At 45.0% G+C, this 18,994-nt stretch carries 15 protein-coding genes; 8 read left to right on the top strand and 7 right to left on the bottom strand.

What is annotated here, in order from left to right; translation table 11 throughout:
• Positions 1-46: 46 nt before the first annotated feature.
• Genes AC3CH3_RS03615 through AC3CH3_RS03605 form a run of 3 tightly spaced genes read left to right on the top strand, consistent with a single transcriptional unit; the run spans position 47 to position 2,576 of the window.
• Positions 47-616 carry a YajG family lipoprotein gene (locus AC3CH3_RS03615; protein ID WP_488537760.1) on the top strand — a complete coding sequence of 190 codons (570 nt, stop codon included), beginning with the start codon at positions 47-49 and terminating at the stop codon, positions 614-616.
• On the top strand, positions 616-1,164 hold the full coding sequence (locus AC3CH3_RS03610; protein ID WP_017071274.1) for a peptidylprolyl isomerase: 549 nt from the start codon (positions 616-618) through the stop codon (positions 1,162-1,164). Before AC3CH3_RS03615 ends, AC3CH3_RS03610 begins: the two co-directional genes overlap by 1 nt.
• Before the next feature lie 53 nt (positions 1,165-1,217).
• Positions 1,218-2,576 carry an AmpG family muropeptide MFS transporter gene (locus tag AC3CH3_RS03605; protein ID WP_488537759.1) on the top strand — a complete coding sequence of 453 codons (1,359 nt, stop codon included), beginning with the start codon at positions 1,218-1,220 and terminating at the stop codon, positions 2,574-2,576.
• A gap of 76 nt (positions 2,577-2,652) precedes the next feature.
• Here the strand turns inward: AC3CH3_RS03605 and AC3CH3_RS03600 are convergent, their stop codons facing one another.
• Entirely contained in the window at positions 2,653-3,999 is a 1,347-nt protein-coding gene (locus AC3CH3_RS03600; RefSeq protein WP_488537758.1) for a DUF4397 domain-containing protein, read from the bottom strand.
• Positions 4,000-4,585: 586 nt separating this feature from the next.
• Here AC3CH3_RS03600 and AC3CH3_RS03595 point away from each other — a divergent pair.
• The 3 genes from AC3CH3_RS03595 to csdA all read left to right on the top strand — a co-directional run bounded on the left by AC3CH3_RS03595 (position 4,586) and on the right by csdA (position 7,698).
• Positions 4,586-5,395 (top strand): nucleoside-specific channel-forming Tsx family protein, encoded by an 810-nt coding sequence (locus tag AC3CH3_RS03595; protein WP_146491379.1) that lies wholly within the window; start codon positions 4,586-4,588, stop codon positions 5,393-5,395.
• A gap of 110 nt (positions 5,396-5,505) precedes the next feature.
• Positions 5,506-6,399, top strand: coding sequence for a 2-dehydropantoate 2-reductase (gene panE, locus AC3CH3_RS03590; protein WP_488537757.1), 894 nt, complete (start codon positions 5,506-5,508; stop codon positions 6,397-6,399).
• Positions 6,400-6,486: 87 nt separating this feature from the next.
• Positions 6,487-7,698: a cysteine desulfurase CsdA gene (gene csdA / locus AC3CH3_RS03585; RefSeq protein WP_488537756.1), complete on the top strand. Its 1,212-nt coding sequence runs from the start codon at positions 6,487-6,489 to the stop codon at positions 7,696-7,698.
• A gap of 69 nt (positions 7,699-7,767) precedes the next feature.
• Here the strand turns inward: csdA and csdE are convergent, their stop codons facing one another.
• The 4 genes from csdE to AC3CH3_RS03565 form a co-directional block, all read right to left on the bottom strand.
• A complete protein-coding gene (gene csdE, locus AC3CH3_RS03580; protein ID WP_488537755.1) occupies positions 7,768-8,196 on the bottom strand; it encodes a cysteine desulfurase sulfur acceptor subunit CsdE in 429 nt (142 codons plus the stop codon).
• A 36-nt stretch (positions 8,197-8,232) separates the two neighbouring features.
• A complete protein-coding gene (gene tcdA / locus AC3CH3_RS03575) occupies positions 8,233-9,042 on the bottom strand; it encodes a tRNA cyclic N6-threonylcarbamoyladenosine(37) synthase TcdA (RefSeq protein WP_488537754.1) in 810 nt (269 codons plus the stop codon).
• A gap of 113 nt (positions 9,043-9,155) precedes the next feature.
• Positions 9,156-10,268, bottom strand: a complete 1,113-nt coding sequence (gene mltA / locus AC3CH3_RS03570; protein WP_017059898.1) for a murein transglycosylase A — start codon at positions 10,266-10,268, stop codon at positions 9,156-9,158.
• An 81-nt stretch (positions 10,269-10,349) separates the two neighbouring features.
• Entirely contained in the window at positions 10,350-10,823 is a 474-nt protein-coding gene (locus AC3CH3_RS03565) for a DUF2850 domain-containing protein (protein WP_060983350.1), read from the bottom strand.
• A 162-nt stretch (positions 10,824-10,985) separates the two neighbouring features.
• On the opposite strand from AC3CH3_RS03565, the gene argA reads away from it, so the two are divergent.
• Complete coding sequence (argA, locus tag AC3CH3_RS03560) at positions 10,986-12,323, top strand: amino-acid N-acetyltransferase (RefSeq protein WP_146491375.1); 1,338 nt, start codon at positions 10,986-10,988, stop codon at positions 12,321-12,323.
• A gap of 282 nt (positions 12,324-12,605) precedes the next feature.
• Positions 12,606-12,797, top strand: a complete 192-nt coding sequence (locus AC3CH3_RS03555; RefSeq protein WP_004735192.1) for a hypothetical protein — start codon at positions 12,606-12,608, stop codon at positions 12,795-12,797.
• Between the two features lie 79 nt (positions 12,798-12,876).
• Here AC3CH3_RS03555 and recD read toward each other — a convergent pair whose 3' ends face one another.
• Together recD and recB are read right to left on the bottom strand one after the other, a co-directional pair.
• On the bottom strand, positions 12,877-15,087 hold the full coding sequence (gene recD / locus AC3CH3_RS03550) for an exodeoxyribonuclease V subunit alpha (protein WP_488537753.1): 2,211 nt from the start codon (positions 15,085-15,087) through the stop codon (positions 12,877-12,879).
• Entirely contained in the window at positions 15,087-18,761 is a 3,675-nt protein-coding gene (gene recB, locus AC3CH3_RS03545) for an exodeoxyribonuclease V subunit beta (RefSeq protein WP_488537752.1), read from the bottom strand. The genes recD and recB overlap by 1 nt, the downstream gene beginning before the upstream one ends.
• Positions 18,762-18,994 lie beyond the last annotated feature (233 nt).

The raw sequence follows: 18,994 nt of genomic DNA, 5'->3' as shown, positions 1-18,994 counted from the left end.
ATTTAAGATACCGAGCTTCTGGTGTGAATTTAGAAAGGATAAAGGAATGAAAAAACTGATTTTGGCTGCTTCTATTATGGCTTTGACAGCATGTTCAGCCCCTCAGCAAGAACAAATCAATGTAATGCCAGAAGCTTCACTAAGCTCAAGCAACCTTGTACAAGGCAAAACATACACACTAACCAGTAAAGATGTTCGTGCCGCTCAATATGTTGCATTGGTTGATAGTGGCCGTTCAAACATTCAACCAATTCATGCTAAGCAAAACATGCGTATTTCTCTAGAAAACGCTATTGCTCAGCAGTTAGAGTCTCAAGGTTTTCGTGCAAGCGTAAACAGTGAAAACTCAATTGTTTTGGAGATTCAAGAAGCGCTTGTTACCGTAGAACACACCATTATGGAAAACAAAATGGACGGTAAAGTGACGCTTGAAGTTACGGCTGAAACGCCTGAAGGCAAGTTAGTGAAAACATTCAACGGTACTGCAACGCGCACTGGTGCTTTGAGTGCCTCAAATGACGACATCTCTATGCTTCTTAATGACGTAATTAACTTGGTTCTTACGGAAATCGCTAACGACCAAGAGCTACAAACTTACATGAAGGAACGTTTCTAATGGTTCGTATTTTATCTTCTATCGCATTAATGCTGGTGAGCGTGAGCGTTTGGGCTGGTCCTAAAGTGAACGTAGAAACAACATTAGGCGACTTCACAATTGAGCTAAACCAAGAACAAGCACCGGTTAGCGCGGAGAACTTCCTAAAATACGTTGCAGACGGCAGCTACGAAGGCACTATCTTCCACCGTGTTATCCCTGGTTTTATGGCGCAAGGTGGCGGCTTCGATCAAGATATGAATCAACAAGCGACTTATGCTCCTATCAAAAATGAAGGCAGTAACGGCCTAAAGAATGATACAGCAACGATCGCAATGGCTCGTACCAATGCGCCTGATTCTGCAACTCGCCAGTTCTTCATTAACTTTTCAGATAACGACTTCTTAAACGCTAAAGGTGGCAACCCAGGTTACGCTGTATTCGGCAAAGTAACCGAAGGCTTTGACGTTGTTCAAAAAATGGCAACGATCCCAACTAAGCGAATGGGCCGCATGTCAGACATTCCAGTCGACCCAATCGTCATCACTAAAGTGACCCTTCTTAAGTAATCCAATGTAGCGCCCTTATTTCTTAAGGGCGTTTTTCTATACAAGGACGCCCTATGTCATCAGGCACTCCCTCTCTTTCTTGGATGCAGACTTTCCGCAGCTACCTAGATAAACGCCTACTTTGGGTGTTTATGCTCGGCTGTTCGAGTGGCTTCCCATGGGTTCTTATTGGATCCAATATGTCTGGTTGGCTAAAAGATGCAGGTTTAACGCGTGCTGCCATCGGCTACTTTGGTAGTGTGTTTGCCGTGTATGCGATTAACTTTCTATGGGCACCATTGGTAGACCGAGTAAAACTGCCGGTGCTTCACGCAATACTCGGCCAGCGCCGCAGTTGGATCTTTTTCTGCCAAACCATTGTTTTAATTGGCACCTTATTCATCGCAGGCGTCAATCCCGCAGAGAATTTAGCGTTTACCTCAATGTTGGCGCTCGCTATTGCCATTGCCTCAGCCACGCAAGACATCGCGATTGATGCATTTCGTATTGATACCTTCCCAAAATCCGAAGCATCAAAACTGCCGCAAGCTTCCGCAATGGCCGTAATTGGGTGGTGGACGGGTTATTCACTACCAGGCTACCTTGCCTTTATTAATGCAGACTCAATCGGTTGGAATGGCGTGTATTACGGAATGGCAGGTGTCGTTGTTGTATTAATGCTGTTTACTCTTTTTGTCGGAGAGCCAAATACACAACGTGAAGCCCTACAAGAACGAGCACAACAGCGACACAATAAAGTGGTCGGCTCAAAGCTTGTCGCTTGGTTCAGTGTGACGGTAATTGAACCATTTTATGATTTCTTCAAAAGAAACGGCGTTCAAGTTGCCATTACTCTATTGCTGTTTGTGTTCCTATTTAAGATAGGTGAAGCCTTCCTAGGTCGCATGTCGATCACCTTCTATAAAGAGATAGGTTTCAGTAATGAACAGATCGGTCATTACTCCAAGTTAATTGGCTGGGGCGCGACGATATTCTTCACTTTGGTAGGCAGTGTCTTCAATGTGAAATTCGGTATTGTACGCGGACTGATGATCGGCGGTGTGGCAATGGCGGCCAGTAATCTAATGTTTGCGTGGATCGCTCACACTGGCCCGAGTGAAACCTTGTTTTTGGCAACCATCATTGTCGATAACTTCACAACTGCGTTTTCAACCGTAGCGTTTGTCTCTTTCTTAACACTATTAACCGGGCAAGCTTTCTCAGCGACACAGTATGCCTTGTTAGCATCGTTGGGGAATTTCGGTCGAACAACGCTGGCTTCATTCAGTGGTGAGTTGGTTGATTACCTCAATGATTGGTCAACCTTCTTTATACTAACCGCACTTATGGTGATTCCAAGTTTGATCATGCTCTATTCGTTGCGCCACTTTTTCACAGATTTACTGGAAAAAGCAAAAACCAACCAAGAGTAGTTGAACAAAAAAGCAAAAGAAAAGAAGGTAGCATCACGCTACCCTCTTTTTCTTTGTCACTAGTAACCTGTAAGAACTAGTCTGTTGTATCACTCACAATAAGGTTGAAGCCTGTGCCAGCCGAGTCATCGAACGCCACCACTTGATACACTACACCATCAGCTAAGGTTGCGGGCGCAGAGTCGATAGCCACAACCGACGGCTGACCCGCTACAGTAATCGTCACAAAGTAAGACCCCGCCGCAACATAAATGCCATTCGCATAATCTTTGAACTTCACATCACTTAGCGCTGGAGTGCTACCAGAGATCCCCGCGTTTTCTGTTAAGTAAATATCCACCGATGCCGCTATTGGGTTAGCAGCGGCGTGGGTAATGTTTAGCACCGCGCTGGTCGCAACCGGACGACGGTTTTCAGGAATAACCAATGGTTCCAAACTCAGTGGAGTTACCGTCCCTACTGCATATATGCTGTAATCCATACCAGCAAATACCGCGACTCCATCTGCATCAATCAGTGCATTGGTTGTAGTGCCATCAGCAAAGATGTCAATGTCATAACTTCCTGCAGCTAAATCTAAGAAGCCACGAACTTCTTTAAACATCAAAGCATTAAGAGGAGTAAACTGAGCTGAATTGACATATACATCCACATTTGGCGCACCATCGACAAGATGCCCCACCCTTACCTCAGCAGTTTCTGCCATATCGTAAATTAAAGACGATCCTTTCCCATCCATCACCATCAATTTCACCGGAGATGCACTGTTTGAATCAGCTCTTGGCACCGCCGCAATAGTTAGCTCGCTACCGCCAGACAAAGTGATTTCTCCAGAGTCAAAAGCAATAGCACTTCCGCCCACTGTTTCTAATCTTACTCGGTACTGACCAGCTGGAATATTCAGCACATCAGTAAAATCTTTATAAGCTAAAGTCCCTAACGGTGCGCCCAATGGATCACTAGGACCAGTGACATACAGGTTCACATCACCAACTCCTGTTGCTGCATGTACAACTTGTACATCTAGACTTGAACTTGTTGCGGTTCCCTCAGCGGGGCGTGTCACGACTAAAGCCTCTACAGGGTTATTGGAACCATCAGCATCGCCGACCACCATAACGGTGTAATCTAAATCACCGCTCAAATCGAATTGGCTTTGAGGGATAACAGTGGCCACTTCGTCACCTGGGAGTTGGACATCGACTTGAAGAGTTGTCTGTCCTTGTCCTACGGAAGCGTATCCGGATGCTTGAGCATAATCGACATCGCTCCAACGAGCCTGACTATTGACTAGAACGTTAGCTAAAGGAGCATCTGGCGATGCATGTACAGCTTGTAGTTGAGTTGTTGATTCATCGTCGTCATCACACCCAACAATAAATAGGGCTGAAATTGCTACAGCGAGTATAGGTGAATATTTCATCAGTCTTCTCTCCAAAAAAGTTAGACCAGTTCGTCACACAAATGATTAGTCCAATAACTAACCTTTAAAAATTGTTTCAAAATCTAGTGCAGTGAACTGTCATTGGTTCTCCGTGATTCAAAAAGTAGCTAGGTTCAAATCCCTAGGCAGTCATCACATGAGTTGTCCATCAATTGATTCCAACTCCATTACGCTGTTGGTCAAAAATAGATCAAAGACAAGATTGAGAGGTGATTTGAATGAGTCATTTTTTAAGAGAAAATGCTTAGAAAAGAATACTGTTGATTTTGATATGCATATCACTCTAATTAGTAGAATCGTTTGCTTAGAGCAGTATTTCACCTATTTATCCATAAAATAATCGAATTTCACAAAATCAATAGAATTAGAGGTGCATCGAGATGCATTACTATCTTAAAGTTCCATCATTTAGCTCAGTAGTGTGATCGATCTCACCTTAATAATTGTAGTTTTCACTCTGTCTCACTTTTATTTGAGAACAAAATCGCTATTATGCTCGGCATTCGGACATCATAAACACGCACGGATTAGCGGGTTACTTATTTCAAACATAGAGAGTTCCATTATGCGTAAATCACTTTTAACTCTTGGCCTACTTGCAGCAGTATCTGCTCCAGTAATGGCAGCTGATTATTCTGACGGCGACATCCATAAGAACGATTACAAATGGATGCAGTTCAACCTTATGGGTGCATTCAATGAGAAAGGCGTTACTGAGTCTACTCATGATTACCTAGAGATGGAATTTGGTGGTCGCTCTGGAATCTTTGATCTTTACGGTTACGTTGACGTGTTCAACCTAACTTCTGATCCAGGTAGTGATAAAAATGGCCAAGAAAAAATCTTCATGAAATTTGCTCCTCGTATGTCTCTTGACGGGCTAACAGGTAAAGATCTTTCTTTCGGTCCAGTTCAAGAGCTTTACGTATCTACGCTTATGGAATGGGGTGGTAACTCTGGCGTTAACACTCAAAAAGTTGGTCTTGGTTCTGATGTAATGGTTCCATGGTTTGGCAAAATGGGTCTAAACCTTTACGGTACATACGATTCAAACAACAAAGACTGGAACGGTTTCCAAATCTCGACTAACTGGTTCAAGCCATTCTACTTCTTCGAGAACGGTTCATTCATCTCTTACCAAGGTTACATCGATTACCAATTCGGTATGCAAGATGAGTACTCTCAAGTAAGCAACGGCGGCGCGATGTTTAACGGTCTTTACTGGCACTCAGATCGCTTTGCAGTTGGTTACGGCTTGAAACTATACAGCGATGTATACGGCTTTAAAGATGGCGCAAACCTTCCATGGGATGCATCTACACAAGCTGAATCTTCTGGCGTAGGTCACTACGTTGCAGTAACTTACAAGTTCTAATCAAACTTCCAAGAAAGTTTCCTAAATGGCACCCTCGGGTGCCATTTTTTATTGCTTTCATTTAATGCCTCGCTATCCTTGCAGCATCACTTTCTTATCTCGGTATTGCTGTGAACATTACTATTGTTGGACCTGGAGCAATTGGCTCTTTATGGGCAATAAAACTACTTCAAGCTGGTCATAATGTCTCTTTGTGGAGCCGCTCCCCAGAAACCTCAATGGACCTATCACTTGATGAGCAAGCTTCACTTTCCTTCAGTAATAACAATATCGAAAAGCTATCTGCGAGTGACTTAGTGATCTCCACAGTCAAAGCTTGGCAAGTAGAAGAAGCTACCACTCCGTTACTTCAATATCTCGACTCTGATACCATTCTCATGTTCATGCATAACGGAATGGGCGCAGTTGATCAGATAGCGGCTCAAATTAATGACCACCCGGTAGTACTAGCAACCACCACCCAAGCCGCATTCAAGCCCGACAAGAATAATGTTTGTCACACAGGGTTAGGACAAACTCAACTGGGTGCTTTTAATCAAACGGGTCAGCAGTGCACGTTTTTAGTTGATGTATTGGAACATGCTCTCCCCGCTGTGAGTTGGAACCCACAAATAAAAACCGCGCTTTGGACCAAACTCGCCATCAATTGTGCTATCAATCCACTGACTGGGTTGGAACAAATCAAGAATGGCGAACTTGCAGACCAAAAGTTTGGGGATACTTTAAGCTCTATCGTTGAAGAGCTCACAAAAGTTATGCAAGCCGAAGAGATCGCTTGTTCATTCGACGAATTAGAAGCCAGCGTCAAACAGGTAATCCAAGCCACAGCGCAGAACAACTCATCCATGAAGCAGGATATGTTTTACCAACGCAAGACAGAGATCGACTTCATCACTGGGCACCTAATAAAAACAGCGCTTAAGCATCAGATAAAAGTTCCCGTTAACCAAAAGCTGTTCGATCAGGTCGAAGAGCAAGAAAATAGCTGGAATCATCAAGATTAGTCAGCAACGGTTAACAAGTCGCGATAAAATAACAATACCGCTAAGCACAACGCTAGCACCAATTTCCAAGATTTTAGGTAAGAATAGATGTTTGATATCAATCACATCCGAGAGCAGTTTCCTGCGCTATCACAAACCATCAATCAACAACCATTGATTTACTTAGACAGCGCGGCAACAACACAAAAACCTCAGGTAGTTATTGATGCCATTAGCCAATATTACTCCAAACAAAATGCCAATGTTCACCGTGGTAGTCATAGCTTAACAGCGAACGCGACCAGTCAGTTTGAAGCTGCTAGAGATAAGGTCGCTCAGTTCATTGGCGCAGCCTCATCAAAAGAGATCATCTGGACTCGTGGTGCCACCGAAGCACTCAATTTAATTGCTCAAACTTACGCAAGAAGTACCCTTCAACCTGGCGATGAGATCTTAGTGAGTGAAATGGAACATCACGCCAACATAGTGACTTGGCAAATTGTTGCAGAACAAACCGGCGCTAAAGTCGTTAAAGTACCAATGACATCGGATTGCGAATTTGACCTCACTGCGTTTGATGCACTTTTAAATGAACAAACCAAAATTGTTGCATTAGCTCAGATAACCAACGTAACAGGTTCTCGTCAGCCGATTGAAGTCGTCATCGAGAAAGCACACAAAATGAATGCGATTGTTGTGGTCGATGGCGCACAAGGCATCGTTCATGAGCCTGTTGATGTTTCATCTTTAGGTGCGGATTTCTACGTATTCTCTGGGCACAAACTCTATGCCCCTGCGGGTATCGGCGCGCTTTATGGCAAGCTTGAATTACTCGAAGCGATGCCCCCTTGGCATGGCGGTGGCAAAATGGTCGAGCGAGTTGCGTTCTCTGGCACTACTTTTTCTGAACTGCCAGGGAAGTTCGAAGCGGGCACACCAAATGTTGCCGGTGCTATAGCATTAAGCACCGCAATTGAGTGGTTAAGTGGTTTTGCACAACAAGATGTCGAAAATCATATCCACCAGCTACAGCACGAGACTTATCTTGCACTCAGCAAACTGGATGACATTCAGATTTTGGGTTATCAACCTAACGCGAGTGTGATTACTTTTGTGATGGATGGTGTTCACCATCAGGATATAGCGACGCTTTTGGATCAGCAAGGTATTGCGGTACGAGCAGGACATCATTGTGCTCACCCATTAATGGATGCACTTGGAGTGAAAGGAACGGTTCGAATTTCATTTGGTATTTACAACAACATGGATGATGTTGAAAAACTCATAGCGGCGATAGAAAAAGCCGTTGAGATGCTTTAGCGAGTAGCTAAATTATTTAGGGTTGGCGTTTAGCGTCAACCCTTTTTGTTTCTGTATATCTAAGAGATGTTAAGCACTGAACTCTTGGATTTGAGCAACTATCGCTTTTAATCCATTACCGCGAGATGGGCTTAGATGGGTAATTAAACCGATTTGTTCAAAATATCCATCGATATCGAACGCTTGAACCTGCTCTGATGTTTTACCATCATACGCAGCCATCACTAATGCAATCAGACCGCGAACGATGCGAGCATCAGAATCAGCACAAAAGTGCCAAACACCATCGATATTCTGAGAAACCAACCACACTTGGCTTTCACAGCCAGAGACAATCACCTGTTCACTTTTCAGTTCATCAGGCATAGTTGGCAGTTTCTTACCCCATTGAATCACTTGGCGATAACGGTCTTCCCAGCCGCTGAATGTCTGCATCTTCGCGACGATATCATCACTGGTAATTTCAGTGCCGAATGGAGAGCTTGGGAATGTGGTCATTTTAATATCCAGTCGATTATTAATTGAATAGAGACGTTACTTAGCGTGCTTTTGAATCAGCTTTTCTACAATACGTGAAACAGCCACAAAACCAAAAGTCGCCGTTACTACGGTTGCCGCACCAAAGCCCGTCGCACAATCCATGCGCTTTGGACCTTCAGCTGTTGCTTTCGCAGCACATACACTACCGTCAGCTTGAGGGTATTTCAGCTGTTCAGTCGAGAACACACAATCGATACCAAACTTACGTGCTGGATTCTTAGGGAAATTATGATGACGACGAAGGGTATCTTTAAGCTTCTTCGCTAGCGGATCTTGAATCGTCTTGGTCAAATCAGCCACTTTGATTTGCGTTGGGTCGATTTGCCCCCCCGCACCACCAGTGGTGATTACTTTGATTTTGTTACTGCGGCAATACGCCAATAGCGAAGCCTTAGCCTTCATGCTATCGATCGCATCCAACACAAAATCGAACTCTTTCGATAAGTATTCCGCCTGATTATCAGGATCGATGAAATCGTCAATCAGGTTAACTTTACACTCAGGGTTAATCAGCTTAACACGCTCGGCCATCACTTCGATTTTGCTCTTACCAACCGTGCCCGACATTGCATGAATTTGACGGTTGATGTTAGTCACACACACATCATCCATATCGATCAAAGTAAGCTCACCTAAACCAGTACGAGCAAGTGCTTCAACAGCCCATGAACCTACACCGCCAATACCGATAACACACACGTGTGCAGCTCTAAGTATGTCGACTTCACTATTGCCATACAGACGACGAGTGCCACCAAATCGTTGGTCATAGTTTTCTGAAGCTGGAGTGGTCAATTCACGCATTGTTGCCGCCAATTTATTTCTGAGAAAAAGAAAAGAGTGCGTTTTATACGCACTCTTGAATAAAAAGTCTAGGGGATTAGCGATTCGCTTTCAATGCCCTATTTTATTGTCGCTTACTCAACCTTTTCAGGAGGCAAAGCCCAAGGCGCTTCGGTTGCGCTGCCATCTAAGCCGAGCTTCCACACGCGACCAAAATGCTTGTAGTGACCCGCTTCAGTGCCTGCTCGCGGCCCCATACCATGGTAGAGATCCAAATGGTTCTGCTTAACCGCGCCGCCCGTATCCAAAACCAATAACAATCTTAATTGGTGCGCACCGCTCCAAGTACCATCCGCATTCAATAAAGGAACCTCAGCCAAAATTGGAGTTCCCATAGGCAAGATAGAGCGATCGCCTGCTACTGCAGCCATTGGCAATAGAGGAATCCCAGCACTGCCCATTACTGACAAGTCGTCTCTCGCTTCAAAAAACACGAAAGATGGATTTTGCTCAAGCAACTCTTTGACCACTTCAGGATCGTTTGCCAACACCCACTCTTTGATTGCTTTTAGTGACATTTTTTCGCGTGGAACTAAGCCTCGCTCAATCAAAACACGGCCAATGCTTACATAAGCTTTATTGTTCTTACCTGCGTATGCGAAATACTGCAGCGTATCATCATCACCGAAGTGCACGAACCCACTGCCCTGCACTTCCATCATAAATGGGTCGATACGGTTTGCTGAGTAACCTAACTCAAGGCCTTGACCTTCTAATGCGCCGTTGTAAATCTCTTCGCGTGTTGGACACTCTTTACCACACTCAGGAAGCCCGTAAACTGGGTAACGGTATTCTTCATTCGCTTCGTGGCGCAGTTCCATAACAGGAGAAAAGTAGCCTGTAAACAAAACATTGCCTTGTTTATCACCACCACCTAGTTGAGCAGTTTGAACGCCAAAATTAGCGAGCTCGCTTGGATCTCCACTCAGCATCGCCCACTCATTGAGTTGTTGATAAAGCGGCTCATAGATTTTAGCCATTGAAGGGGATTTAGAAACCACCATCTCAGCTTGTTCTGCAAATGCGGTATAGTCTCTTGGTTTATTGGATTCAACCTGATCGACCTTATTCAAGGTACGAGGAAATTCGTCATCAAGGTGTTGTTGAGCAAGATCAGTGGGTTGAGCACAGCCAAATAACAAAGAGGCCGCGACTAGGGGAAGCCATTTTTTAATCACAAGAGTCATCCTAAAAATTCTATGCATCGAGGATGACAAAAACAGTCAGATAACACAATCGTAGATTGTAAGAGTTTACAATAAGATAACCTATCGGACGGAGTTATCGATGTGACCTTTAAGACGGAAGATGGGATTGTAGTGACTGTCAGAATCGAGCACCATTTCTGTATTGTCAGAGTTGGTCATGCGGAAGCGATAGGTTTTATCACCCGCCTTGTATTCAAAGTAATTACCGTCAAAATCAAAGGTCGTCGAAACAACAGATCCACGAACTGACACACCATTAGCATTCAGTACAAACTCATCTGTCGCATAATGTGCAACATCCTGCTCTATCCAAGTGCCATATATTAGATGATCAGGCGTCGCCGCATCTTGCACTCGGGAAAGCACATCACCAAATAAAGAAACCACAGCAAATGAACCCACCAAGGCTAAAACCATTAAGCAGCGCTCAATGATCTTACGCTTCAACTTAGATTGATTGCGCTGATCTGCTTCACTATAGAGGCCTTTAGTGATCTCATCGATCTTGTTCTTTGTAGCTGGAGCTTGCTGCATTCGTTTACGACTCATAAGGATGCTATGCGCATTCTACACTGAGACAGTTTATATATTGAAGCCTACATAAGAATAGTTTGCGCTTTATTCCAAAAAGGTGTTGTTTAGATTTGAATTTAAATGCTAAATTAACGAATAAATAAACACAAATGGACTTGTTCTGTGAAATTAAGAAGTACAGCGCTAGTAAAAGGTTTCAGACAATCAACCCCTTACGTGAATGCTCACCGTGGCAAAACCATGGTCATTATGCTGGGAGGCGAAGCTGTTGCCGATAGAAACTTTGGTAACATTATTAGCGACATTGCCCTACTCCACAGCCTTGGCGTGAAGATTGTTCTCGTTCACGGGGCAAGGCCACAGATCAACCAACTGCTAGCAAAACAAGATTGCCATACGCCTTATCATAAGAACATTAGGGTCACTGATGAATATTCTCTGGGTGTAGCAATGCAAGCTGCTGGACAGCTGCAACTTGCTATCACCGCGCGCCTTTCGATGAGCTTGAACAACACTCCGATGGCAGGTACTCAACTCAATGTGATGAGTGGTAACTTCATTACGGCTCAGCCGCTAGGTGTGGATGACGGTACGGATTATTGCCACAGCGGGCGTATTCGTCGAATCGATATCGAAGGAATAAATCGCACACTCGACCAAGGATCCATCGTACTGCTGGGCCCTATCGCTAGTTCCGTGACAGGCGAAAGCTTTAATCTGCTTTCTGAAGAAGTCGCCACCCAAGTTGCGATTCGTTTAAAAGCCGACAAACTGATTGGTTTCTGCTCCGAACAAGGGGTAACAGATGAAAGCGGCACTGTACTCGCCGAACTCTTCCCTAAAGACGCCAAGCAAATTCTAGAACGCTTAACGGAATCTCAAAAGCCTGCCGAAGACATGAGCACAGGAACACTGCGCTTCTTGAAAGGAGCGATCTCTGCTTGTCGTGCCGGAGTCCCTCGTTGTCACCTCATCAGCTACAAAGTCGATGGCGCATTAATCCAAGAGCTGTTCTCTTTTGATGGTATTGGCACGCAAGTGGTCATGGCGAGTGCCGAGCAAGTAAGACAAGCTCAGATTGATGATATCGGTGGTATCTTTGATCTCATTCGCCCTTTAGAAGAACAAGGCATCTTGGTTCGCCGATCAAGAGAACAATTAGAGCAAGAGATCCATCGATTTACCATTATCGAAAAAGACGGGCTAATTATTGGTTGCGCAGCGCTATACGCCTACCCGGAAGATCACATGGCAGAGATGGCGTGTGTTGCAATTCATCCTGATTATCGTGATGGAAATCGTGGGCAATTACTGCTGGATTACATGCGCCACCAATCAAAATCTCGCGATATCGACCAAATATTTGTCCTAACGACACACAGCCTTCATTGGTTCCGTGAACAAGGTTTTTACGAGATAGCAGTTGATGAATTACCGATGGAAAAACAAGGGCTATACAACTATCAACGTAACTCAAAGATCCTAGCACTTAACGTATAAATAAAGTTTTGGAGCAAAATCTCACTTCAACATAAAAATAATTGTAAACGTAATCGTTTTCTATATGAGATTTATTAACTATGCACTTTAACTCACACGTAAAATTGTATAGAATTTGGTCGCTTTAACAAAATAACAAATGTTTTTATTGGAATTACCATCTCGGTTGTCATATCACATGCATTGAGGTGGTCACTGCACGGATTGCTATACCCGTTGACGGTCAGCACGCTAACATTAGCTCTGCTCGTTAATATAAACAGCAAAAAGAGCAACATTGATATGAGAACCATTGTTTGTAACTCGCTGCAAAGTTTTTGGGATATGGCTGATAACCAATTCTTAGAAGGGCTAGACGTACACTGCGTGTTCCCTGTGAGCGAGAATCTAAAAGAGTTTATTTTGAATTGCCAAGCAAAATACAAGATAAACCACATATCGTTTACTCGAGCGTTTTTAAGCAAAGAGTCTTAATAACGTTCAAAGCAACCAGGGATGGTTGCTTTGTGTTTATCTAGCTTAAGTTCAAGTCCTTTCTAGCAGTAATTAACAACTAATTCGTTAAGCGACTGCCTAAACCACTCACTCGCTCTGTTTTCACCTTAATCCCACGCTTCAACACATTTGTGTCGCTGAACATCATCAGTCGTTTCTTGGCACGTGTAATACCGGTATAGATAAGCTCTCGCGTTAAAATAGGGCTGAAATCCGGCGGCAAGATCATTAAGGTCAGATCAAATTCACTACCCTGAGATTTATGTATCGTCATCGCATAAGCTGTTTCATGATCGGGCACTCGGCTTGGTAGCACAGCTTTCACGCTGCCATCAGGCAACTCAAAATAGACCTTCAAGCGAGGAGTTGAATCAGGTTGGCTAGAATCCGCCTCAAGCATACAAATACCAATATCACCATTGTATAATCCCAAGCCATGATCATTTCGCGTCACCATGACAGGTCGCCCGTGATACCACAGCTCGTCGTTGTGTGGGTTCACTAAACGTCTTGCGGCAAGCGCCCTTTCGATTCTGTGGTTGAGGCCTTTAACACCAAAGTCACCTTCACGAATAGAACACAGTAATCGACACTGGCTGAACAAGTCGAGCACCGATTTGGCTCTCGCTTCTTGAGTTTCTAACTCTTCCAACGGCACATTCATTCTATTGAGATACGCACCATATTCATTGACTAACGTACGCAGCATCAAGTTATAGCTATCGCTCGATAGAGGATGATTTTCAATATCGCCAAATCCTTTGGCAAACACTTGATCTACTTGATTCGCAGAGCCGTTGTTAATTGCTTTTGCTAACTGCCCGATACCTGAACGTGCATCGAAACGATAGCTCTTCTGCAGCATACACAGACTATCTGCAATCGCCGGAGAATTAACGGCTCCCGCTTTTGCCTGCTGTGTATTGGCTATCGCATCAAAACCAGTCATCTCCGCAATCAAGTTGCCTTGTGCACTGCTGTAACCCGCAGAGTTGAATGAACAGATATCACCTAACACCGCACCGGCTTCAACGGAAGCGAGTTGGTCTTTATCCCCCAGCAAGATAAGCCTTGCATTCTCAGGAAGCGCATCCACCAGCTTATACATCATCGACAGATCGACCATCGATGCTTCATCCACCACCAAGATATCAAGGTGAAGTGGATTGCGTCGGTTGTGTCTAAACTCAGCCCGGTTAGGAATCGCACCAAGCAATCGGTGCAAAGTGCTCGATTCCGTTGGTATGTTGGCTTTTACTTCAGGCGCTAAAGGCAGTTGCTCAATCGCTTTACCAATCGACTCAGTTAAACGCGCCGCCGCTTTACCCGTTGGTGCCACTAGCTTAATCGTTGGGGTTTTACCTTGGCTGAGTGATTGCTCGACCATCGCCGACAATAACTTGGTTACCGTGGTTGTTTTACCAGTACCCGGTCCACCAGAAATCACCGCAAAGCGACGACTCAGAGCTACTGCTGCTGCCACTTTTTGCCAGTTCAAACATGCCGATATCGGTACCAAACTGTCTAGAACACCTAAGTCCGCTACCTGCTTAGCTTGGACGATCGCTTGATCGATTGCGCCCCAATTCAGAGATTGCTCATCGACGATATCAAGATGATCACATACCAGCTGTTGACGCAGTACCTGAGACGTTTGTTGGTTTGCTTCAGCCTTGGCTAAAGCGTTAAACAGAAAGTGATAACTACGTGCAAAGAGCTGATTGAGTGTTTCCGTCAGCGCCTTTTTCTGTTCAGTATTAAACTCTACCGGCTTACTTAAACGGTTTAACGTGTTTGCCAGTACCACCTCGTAGTTCCAATAACGCTGTAAGTAGACACGCTGTCCATCAAACATCAGCGGCTTAACACAGTCATTGGTTGCTCCAACTAAATTGGACGATTGAAGTACCGCCAACCAATCAATACCTAACAACTTTTGGTTCAATTGCAGAGCCGTTTCACCGTACAACCCAAGTAACTGGGCTAGATCTGCCGTTTGTTCATGGCCTGTCGTATGCTGCTGTATCAGCTGAGTACAAATGTGTCCTTTGCCTAATTCATGGCTCACTACCCCAGCAAGAAAGCCGATCTCTTGAGAGTAACTCGTGGCTTGCTGAGCAATAAAACGAGCAAATTGATAATCCAACTGACGAATAGAACCCTTATCCGCAAGAAACTGGTGTACATCCACAAGTTGCTCAGGGATAAGTGAAACTGGCTTTGCTGTGTTCGCAGTCTCTATGCTGGTATTAGTGGTCGTTGTTGTCATTATAAAAGCCCCATCTGTCCAGTTTCATCGTCATTCAATTGCGCCGAACGTCTGTCTATCACTTTACCGTCAATCAATTGATCCATTTCATCAAGTAAAGCCAGTGTTGGTTTGGCCGAGAAAATACCTTGCTGAGATTGGCCGTCCATTCCTCGTAAGAACAAGTAGTACACGCCACCAAAATGTTGTTCGTAGCTGTAATTGGCAACGCGGCTGCGTAAGAAACGGTGCAACGCCAATGCATAAATTTGATATTGCAAATCATAGCGATGGTCGGCCATCGCCGATTTCAATGCCTCGCCATGGTAGACAGCAACATCATCTCCTAAGTGATTCGATTTCCAGTCGAGTACATAGTATTTACCTTGGTGCTCAAACACCAAATCGATGAAGCCTTTCAACATACCTTGCACGGTTTGAAAACCTAGGTCGCCCGCTTTAGCCGATAACGGATCGTGATATTGAATGGTTTGATTCAGTTCAGATGCAGCGAGCACTTCGATCGGTAGTAAGAATTCCATCTCAACTAAGCGTTGCGTTGAGTCTTTCTCGCTTAGCTTTAAGTTCTTACCATCCAGCGCGGTGTTCAGCACCGTATCGACCAGTTGTTGAAGCACAGGTAACCACTCTAGTTCGTATTGCTCCGACTCTAATAAGTGAGTGATTACTTGCGTGTTATGTTCGCTGGTTGCTGGCTCGGTAAATTCAACGTCCTCAAACAAGGTGTGTAAGAAAGTACCCGGACGAGCACCACGAGGGAACGTAAAGATAGAGCGTTCAGGTTCAATTAACTCAGACTCACCCTGCTCATCAGCCGAATCAATATCGAAGCCAGACACCTCAATGGTCGCGTCATGGCTCGCGCTGTGACTGCCTTGTTTTACAAGCCCCGAATAACTGGTGATTCGCCAGGCTCGGTCAATTGAAGCCTTGAGTTCATTAGCATGTAAGTCTTCACTCACTTGCTCTGTTTGTACAAACACTTGCTCATGAGCGGTTGGCGTTTCGGCTAACAGCACACTTGAATTTTTTCCTTCAATGGCCGCTAGAGCTTGGTGCAATTCGGCAATACCTTGCTCTTGTCCGTTTTGAACCAAATAGCCCATCGCACTCAAATGCACGCCGGTCGGTTCTTTGGTTGAACGCCCTTTACGCAGTGGCGCCATGCCAATGAAACAGCCATAAACCGCACGAGTCAGTGCTACATAAATCAAACGTAAATCTTCCGCCAATCGCTCTTTATCGGCTTGCGCTAAAGCACTATCACTACCAGTAATATCCAGTACTGTGGTATCAGAATCATGGTCGTAGAATTTGCCTTCACTCGCTTCTCGATAACTCGTAACAAATGGCAGGAATACTAAGTCATATTCCAAACCTTTCGACTTATGAATGGTAACGATTTGAACCAAGTTTCTCTCTGATTCAAGACGTTGAATGTCGTCCTCACTGCCGCCTAAACCATTTTGAGTATCGGAGATCGCTTCTGCTAGCCAACGTAGCAAGCCATAATCGCTATCGAGCTCCTGCCTTGCTTGTTGTAGCAATTCGCCAATGTGCATCAAATCGGTAAGTGAGCGCTCACCATTTTCTTCTTCCAGTAAGCGTTCCGCGAGATGTCGCTTGCTGATAACGCTACGCAGCATTGGTAGCACTCCGCGCTGTAGCCACAACTTACGATATTCTCGAAATTCGTTAACGACGTTCTCCCACACCACTTCATCGTTGTTGAGTTCATCCAATGATGCGGCATCCAGAGCAAACAACTCAGAGGCCAAGCTCGCGCGTAATGCACGATCATTTTCTGGCGTCAGCACCGCTTGCAGTAAGCGTTGAATATCTTGCGCGACTAGGCTGGTGAACACACTGTCTCGGTTCGACAAATACACGCTCGCAATGCCTTGTTCCGACAACGCGTTCTTAATCAAGCGACCTTCACTACCGGTTCGAACCAAAACAGCAATATCACCCGCATTCACGGCATGTTGTTTTTTGCCGTTATCAAAATAGGCTTGCTGGTTTTGAGAAGCGGTCAGAATGGTTTGAATTTGACTCGCCGTCGCCTCAGCCATCGCCTTGTGATATTCGCCTTTTGGTAGTGGCTTGTCTTCAGCCTCTTGCAGCCAAAAGGTGAGTGCGTGCTGAATTTCTCCGTTCATCACCCATTGGCGTTTGTCGGCTGATGGACTGGCGGCAACGGGTAAGAATGGGATGTCTTGGTCATAGATAAACGGACTGTCTGAATTCATAAACACTTGGTTTACTGCGCTGACCATATCCGCACTTGAGCGCCAGTTAGTGCCTAAGGTGTAGTGAGCACTAACTTGGTTTCTCGCCTTGATATAGGTAAAGATATCTGCGCCACGAAAGCCATAAATCGCCTGCTTCGGGTCACCGATCATAAACAAGCCGCACTGCGGATTATCGAGATAGATTCGGCTAAAAATACTGTATTGCAGCGGATCGGTATCTTGGAATTCATCGATCATCGCAACCGGGTATAAGGTGCGGATTCTCTCCACCAGCAGTGATTGCTCATCCACATCAATCGATGCAGATAACTGAGTAAGCAAATCATCAAACGATAACCACTGTTTCTGCTGTTTAGCCTTAGCTAACATGGTTCGACAATGAGTAATCGCATGTGCCAACAATGGAGCTTTTAGATCTGCTGGAGAATTTAAGAAGTCCTCAATCGCCTCAAACACCGCGTGTTGAGGGGCTGTACCTTTTGGTGTTTTTTCAATTAACGTTGCTTGTGAGAACTTCTCTAACTTGTCTGGAAACTGGTAATCATGAGTGTCGATCTGTGCCCATGCTGTGACGGCTTCTAACCAAGTAGGCAAAGACTTCTTGGTGTAGCTGCGCTTGTTCACATCTGAACCTGAGATCAAAGCCAAAAAGTCCGCTTCGGATTCGCACCACAACGCCTTAAGTTGCTTAACTTTATCTAGGTTTTGGTCGTGTAGAGTTTGCAAGTCACTCGACATTGCTTCGACGGTTAGCTTTAGTGGAGAGCCCGTCAGGTAGCGATTTACGTCAGCTAATAGCGAAGCGGGAGAACCCCAGATATTACGAACCTCACCAGCCAATTGAATCGGCAACGGGTAAAACTGCTTACGCCAATAGTCGGCTACTACTTGCGCTTTAAGATGGCTTTCATCTGTCACAAACTCATTATCAAATCGGCTGCCAGACTCGAAGGCATTTTGAGTCAACATTCGCTGACAAAAGCCGTGAATGGTGTAGACAGCCGCTTCATCCATTTGCCTTTCCGCATTAAGCAGTGTTTTCGCAGCGCCAGCGTGGTCTTCGATCTCTTGCAACAAAGGAGCAATCACTGGGTCATCACTTTGCCCGCGAGCAAACGCTATGCGTGCATCATGGATTCGGGCACGAATACGATCCCGCAGCTCTGCGGTTGCCGCTTCGGTAAAGGTCACTACCAGGATTTGATCTACGGTCAGTGGCTCATGGTGTCGGGTAGCTTCTGTAAGCTCACCTTGTGGTGCTGCCGTGCCGTGCCCGAGCAGTAGGCGTAAGTACAGGCCGGCGATGGTAAATGTTTTACCCGTACCCGCCGATGCTTCAATTAAACGCGCGCCATGAAGTGGAAACGTCATGGTATTGAGTGTCTGTGGAGCAATTACCTGAACACTGCTTGTGGTCGTCATGCCTTACTGCCTTCTGATAAATATGTTGTTACAAATGTGACCTAGCGTGGAAAACGTCATTCAATTTACGTCCTACGCTGATTTGTTAATAGTTAGTGCGATCTCTCTCACGGATCAATTCAGATCGCCTCGCTACTATGCGCCCACGAGTTCAGGAGCGCGTACGAGTTTTGTACTTTACGGCGTTACTTTGAACCACAGAATAATGGTCCCTCTGACCTGTGGCCGTACAG

Source organism: Vibrio sp. QJM3NY_35 (assembly GCF_057785915.1).
Note: the sequence above shows the minus strand (reverse complement) of the source record. Positions and strands in the feature narration are given on the sequence as shown.

Bases quoted from the DNA above. Each gene is read 5' to 3' on its own strand.
- AC3CH3_RS03615 (WP_488537760.1), top strand. From the start codon at position 47: ATGAAAAAACTGATTTTGGCTGCTTCTATTATGGCTTTGACAGCATGT.
- AC3CH3_RS03610 (WP_017071274.1), top strand. From the start codon at position 616: ATGGTTCGTATTTTATCTTCTATCGCATTAATGCTGGTGAGCGTGAGC.
- AC3CH3_RS03605 (WP_488537759.1), top strand. From the start codon at position 1,218: ATGTCATCAGGCACTCCCTCTCTTTCTTGGATGCAGACTTTCCGCAGC.
- AC3CH3_RS03600 (WP_488537758.1), bottom strand. From the start codon at position 3,999: ATGAAATATTCACCTATACTCGCTGTAGCAATTTCAGCCCTATTTATT.
- AC3CH3_RS03595 (WP_146491379.1), top strand. From the start codon at position 4,586: ATGCGTAAATCACTTTTAACTCTTGGCCTACTTGCAGCAGTATCTGCT.
- csdA (WP_488537756.1), top strand. From the start codon at position 6,487: ATGTTTGATATCAATCACATCCGAGAGCAGTTTCCTGCGCTATCACAA.
- csdE (WP_488537755.1), bottom strand. From the start codon at position 8,196: ATGACCACATTCCCAAGCTCTCCATTCGGCACTGAAATTACCAGTGAT.
- tcdA (WP_488537754.1), bottom strand. From the start codon at position 9,042: ATGCGTGAATTGACCACTCCAGCTTCAGAAAACTATGACCAACGATTT.
- mltA (WP_017059898.1), bottom strand. From the start codon at position 10,268: ATGACTCTTGTGATTAAAAAATGGCTTCCCCTAGTCGCGGCCTCTTTG.
- AC3CH3_RS03565 (WP_060983350.1), bottom strand. From the start codon at position 10,823: ATGCAGCAAGCTCCAGCTACAAAGAACAAGATCGATGAGATCACTAAA.
- AC3CH3_RS03555 (WP_004735192.1), top strand. From the start codon at position 12,606: ATGAGAACCATTGTTTGTAACTCGCTGCAAAGTTTTTGGGATATGGCT.
- recD (WP_488537753.1), bottom strand. From the start codon at position 15,087: ATGACAACAACGACCACTAATACCAGCATAGAGACTGCGAACACAGCA.
- recB (WP_488537752.1), bottom strand. From the start codon at position 18,761: ATGACGACCACAAGCAGTGTTCAGGTAATTGCTCCACAGACACTCAAT.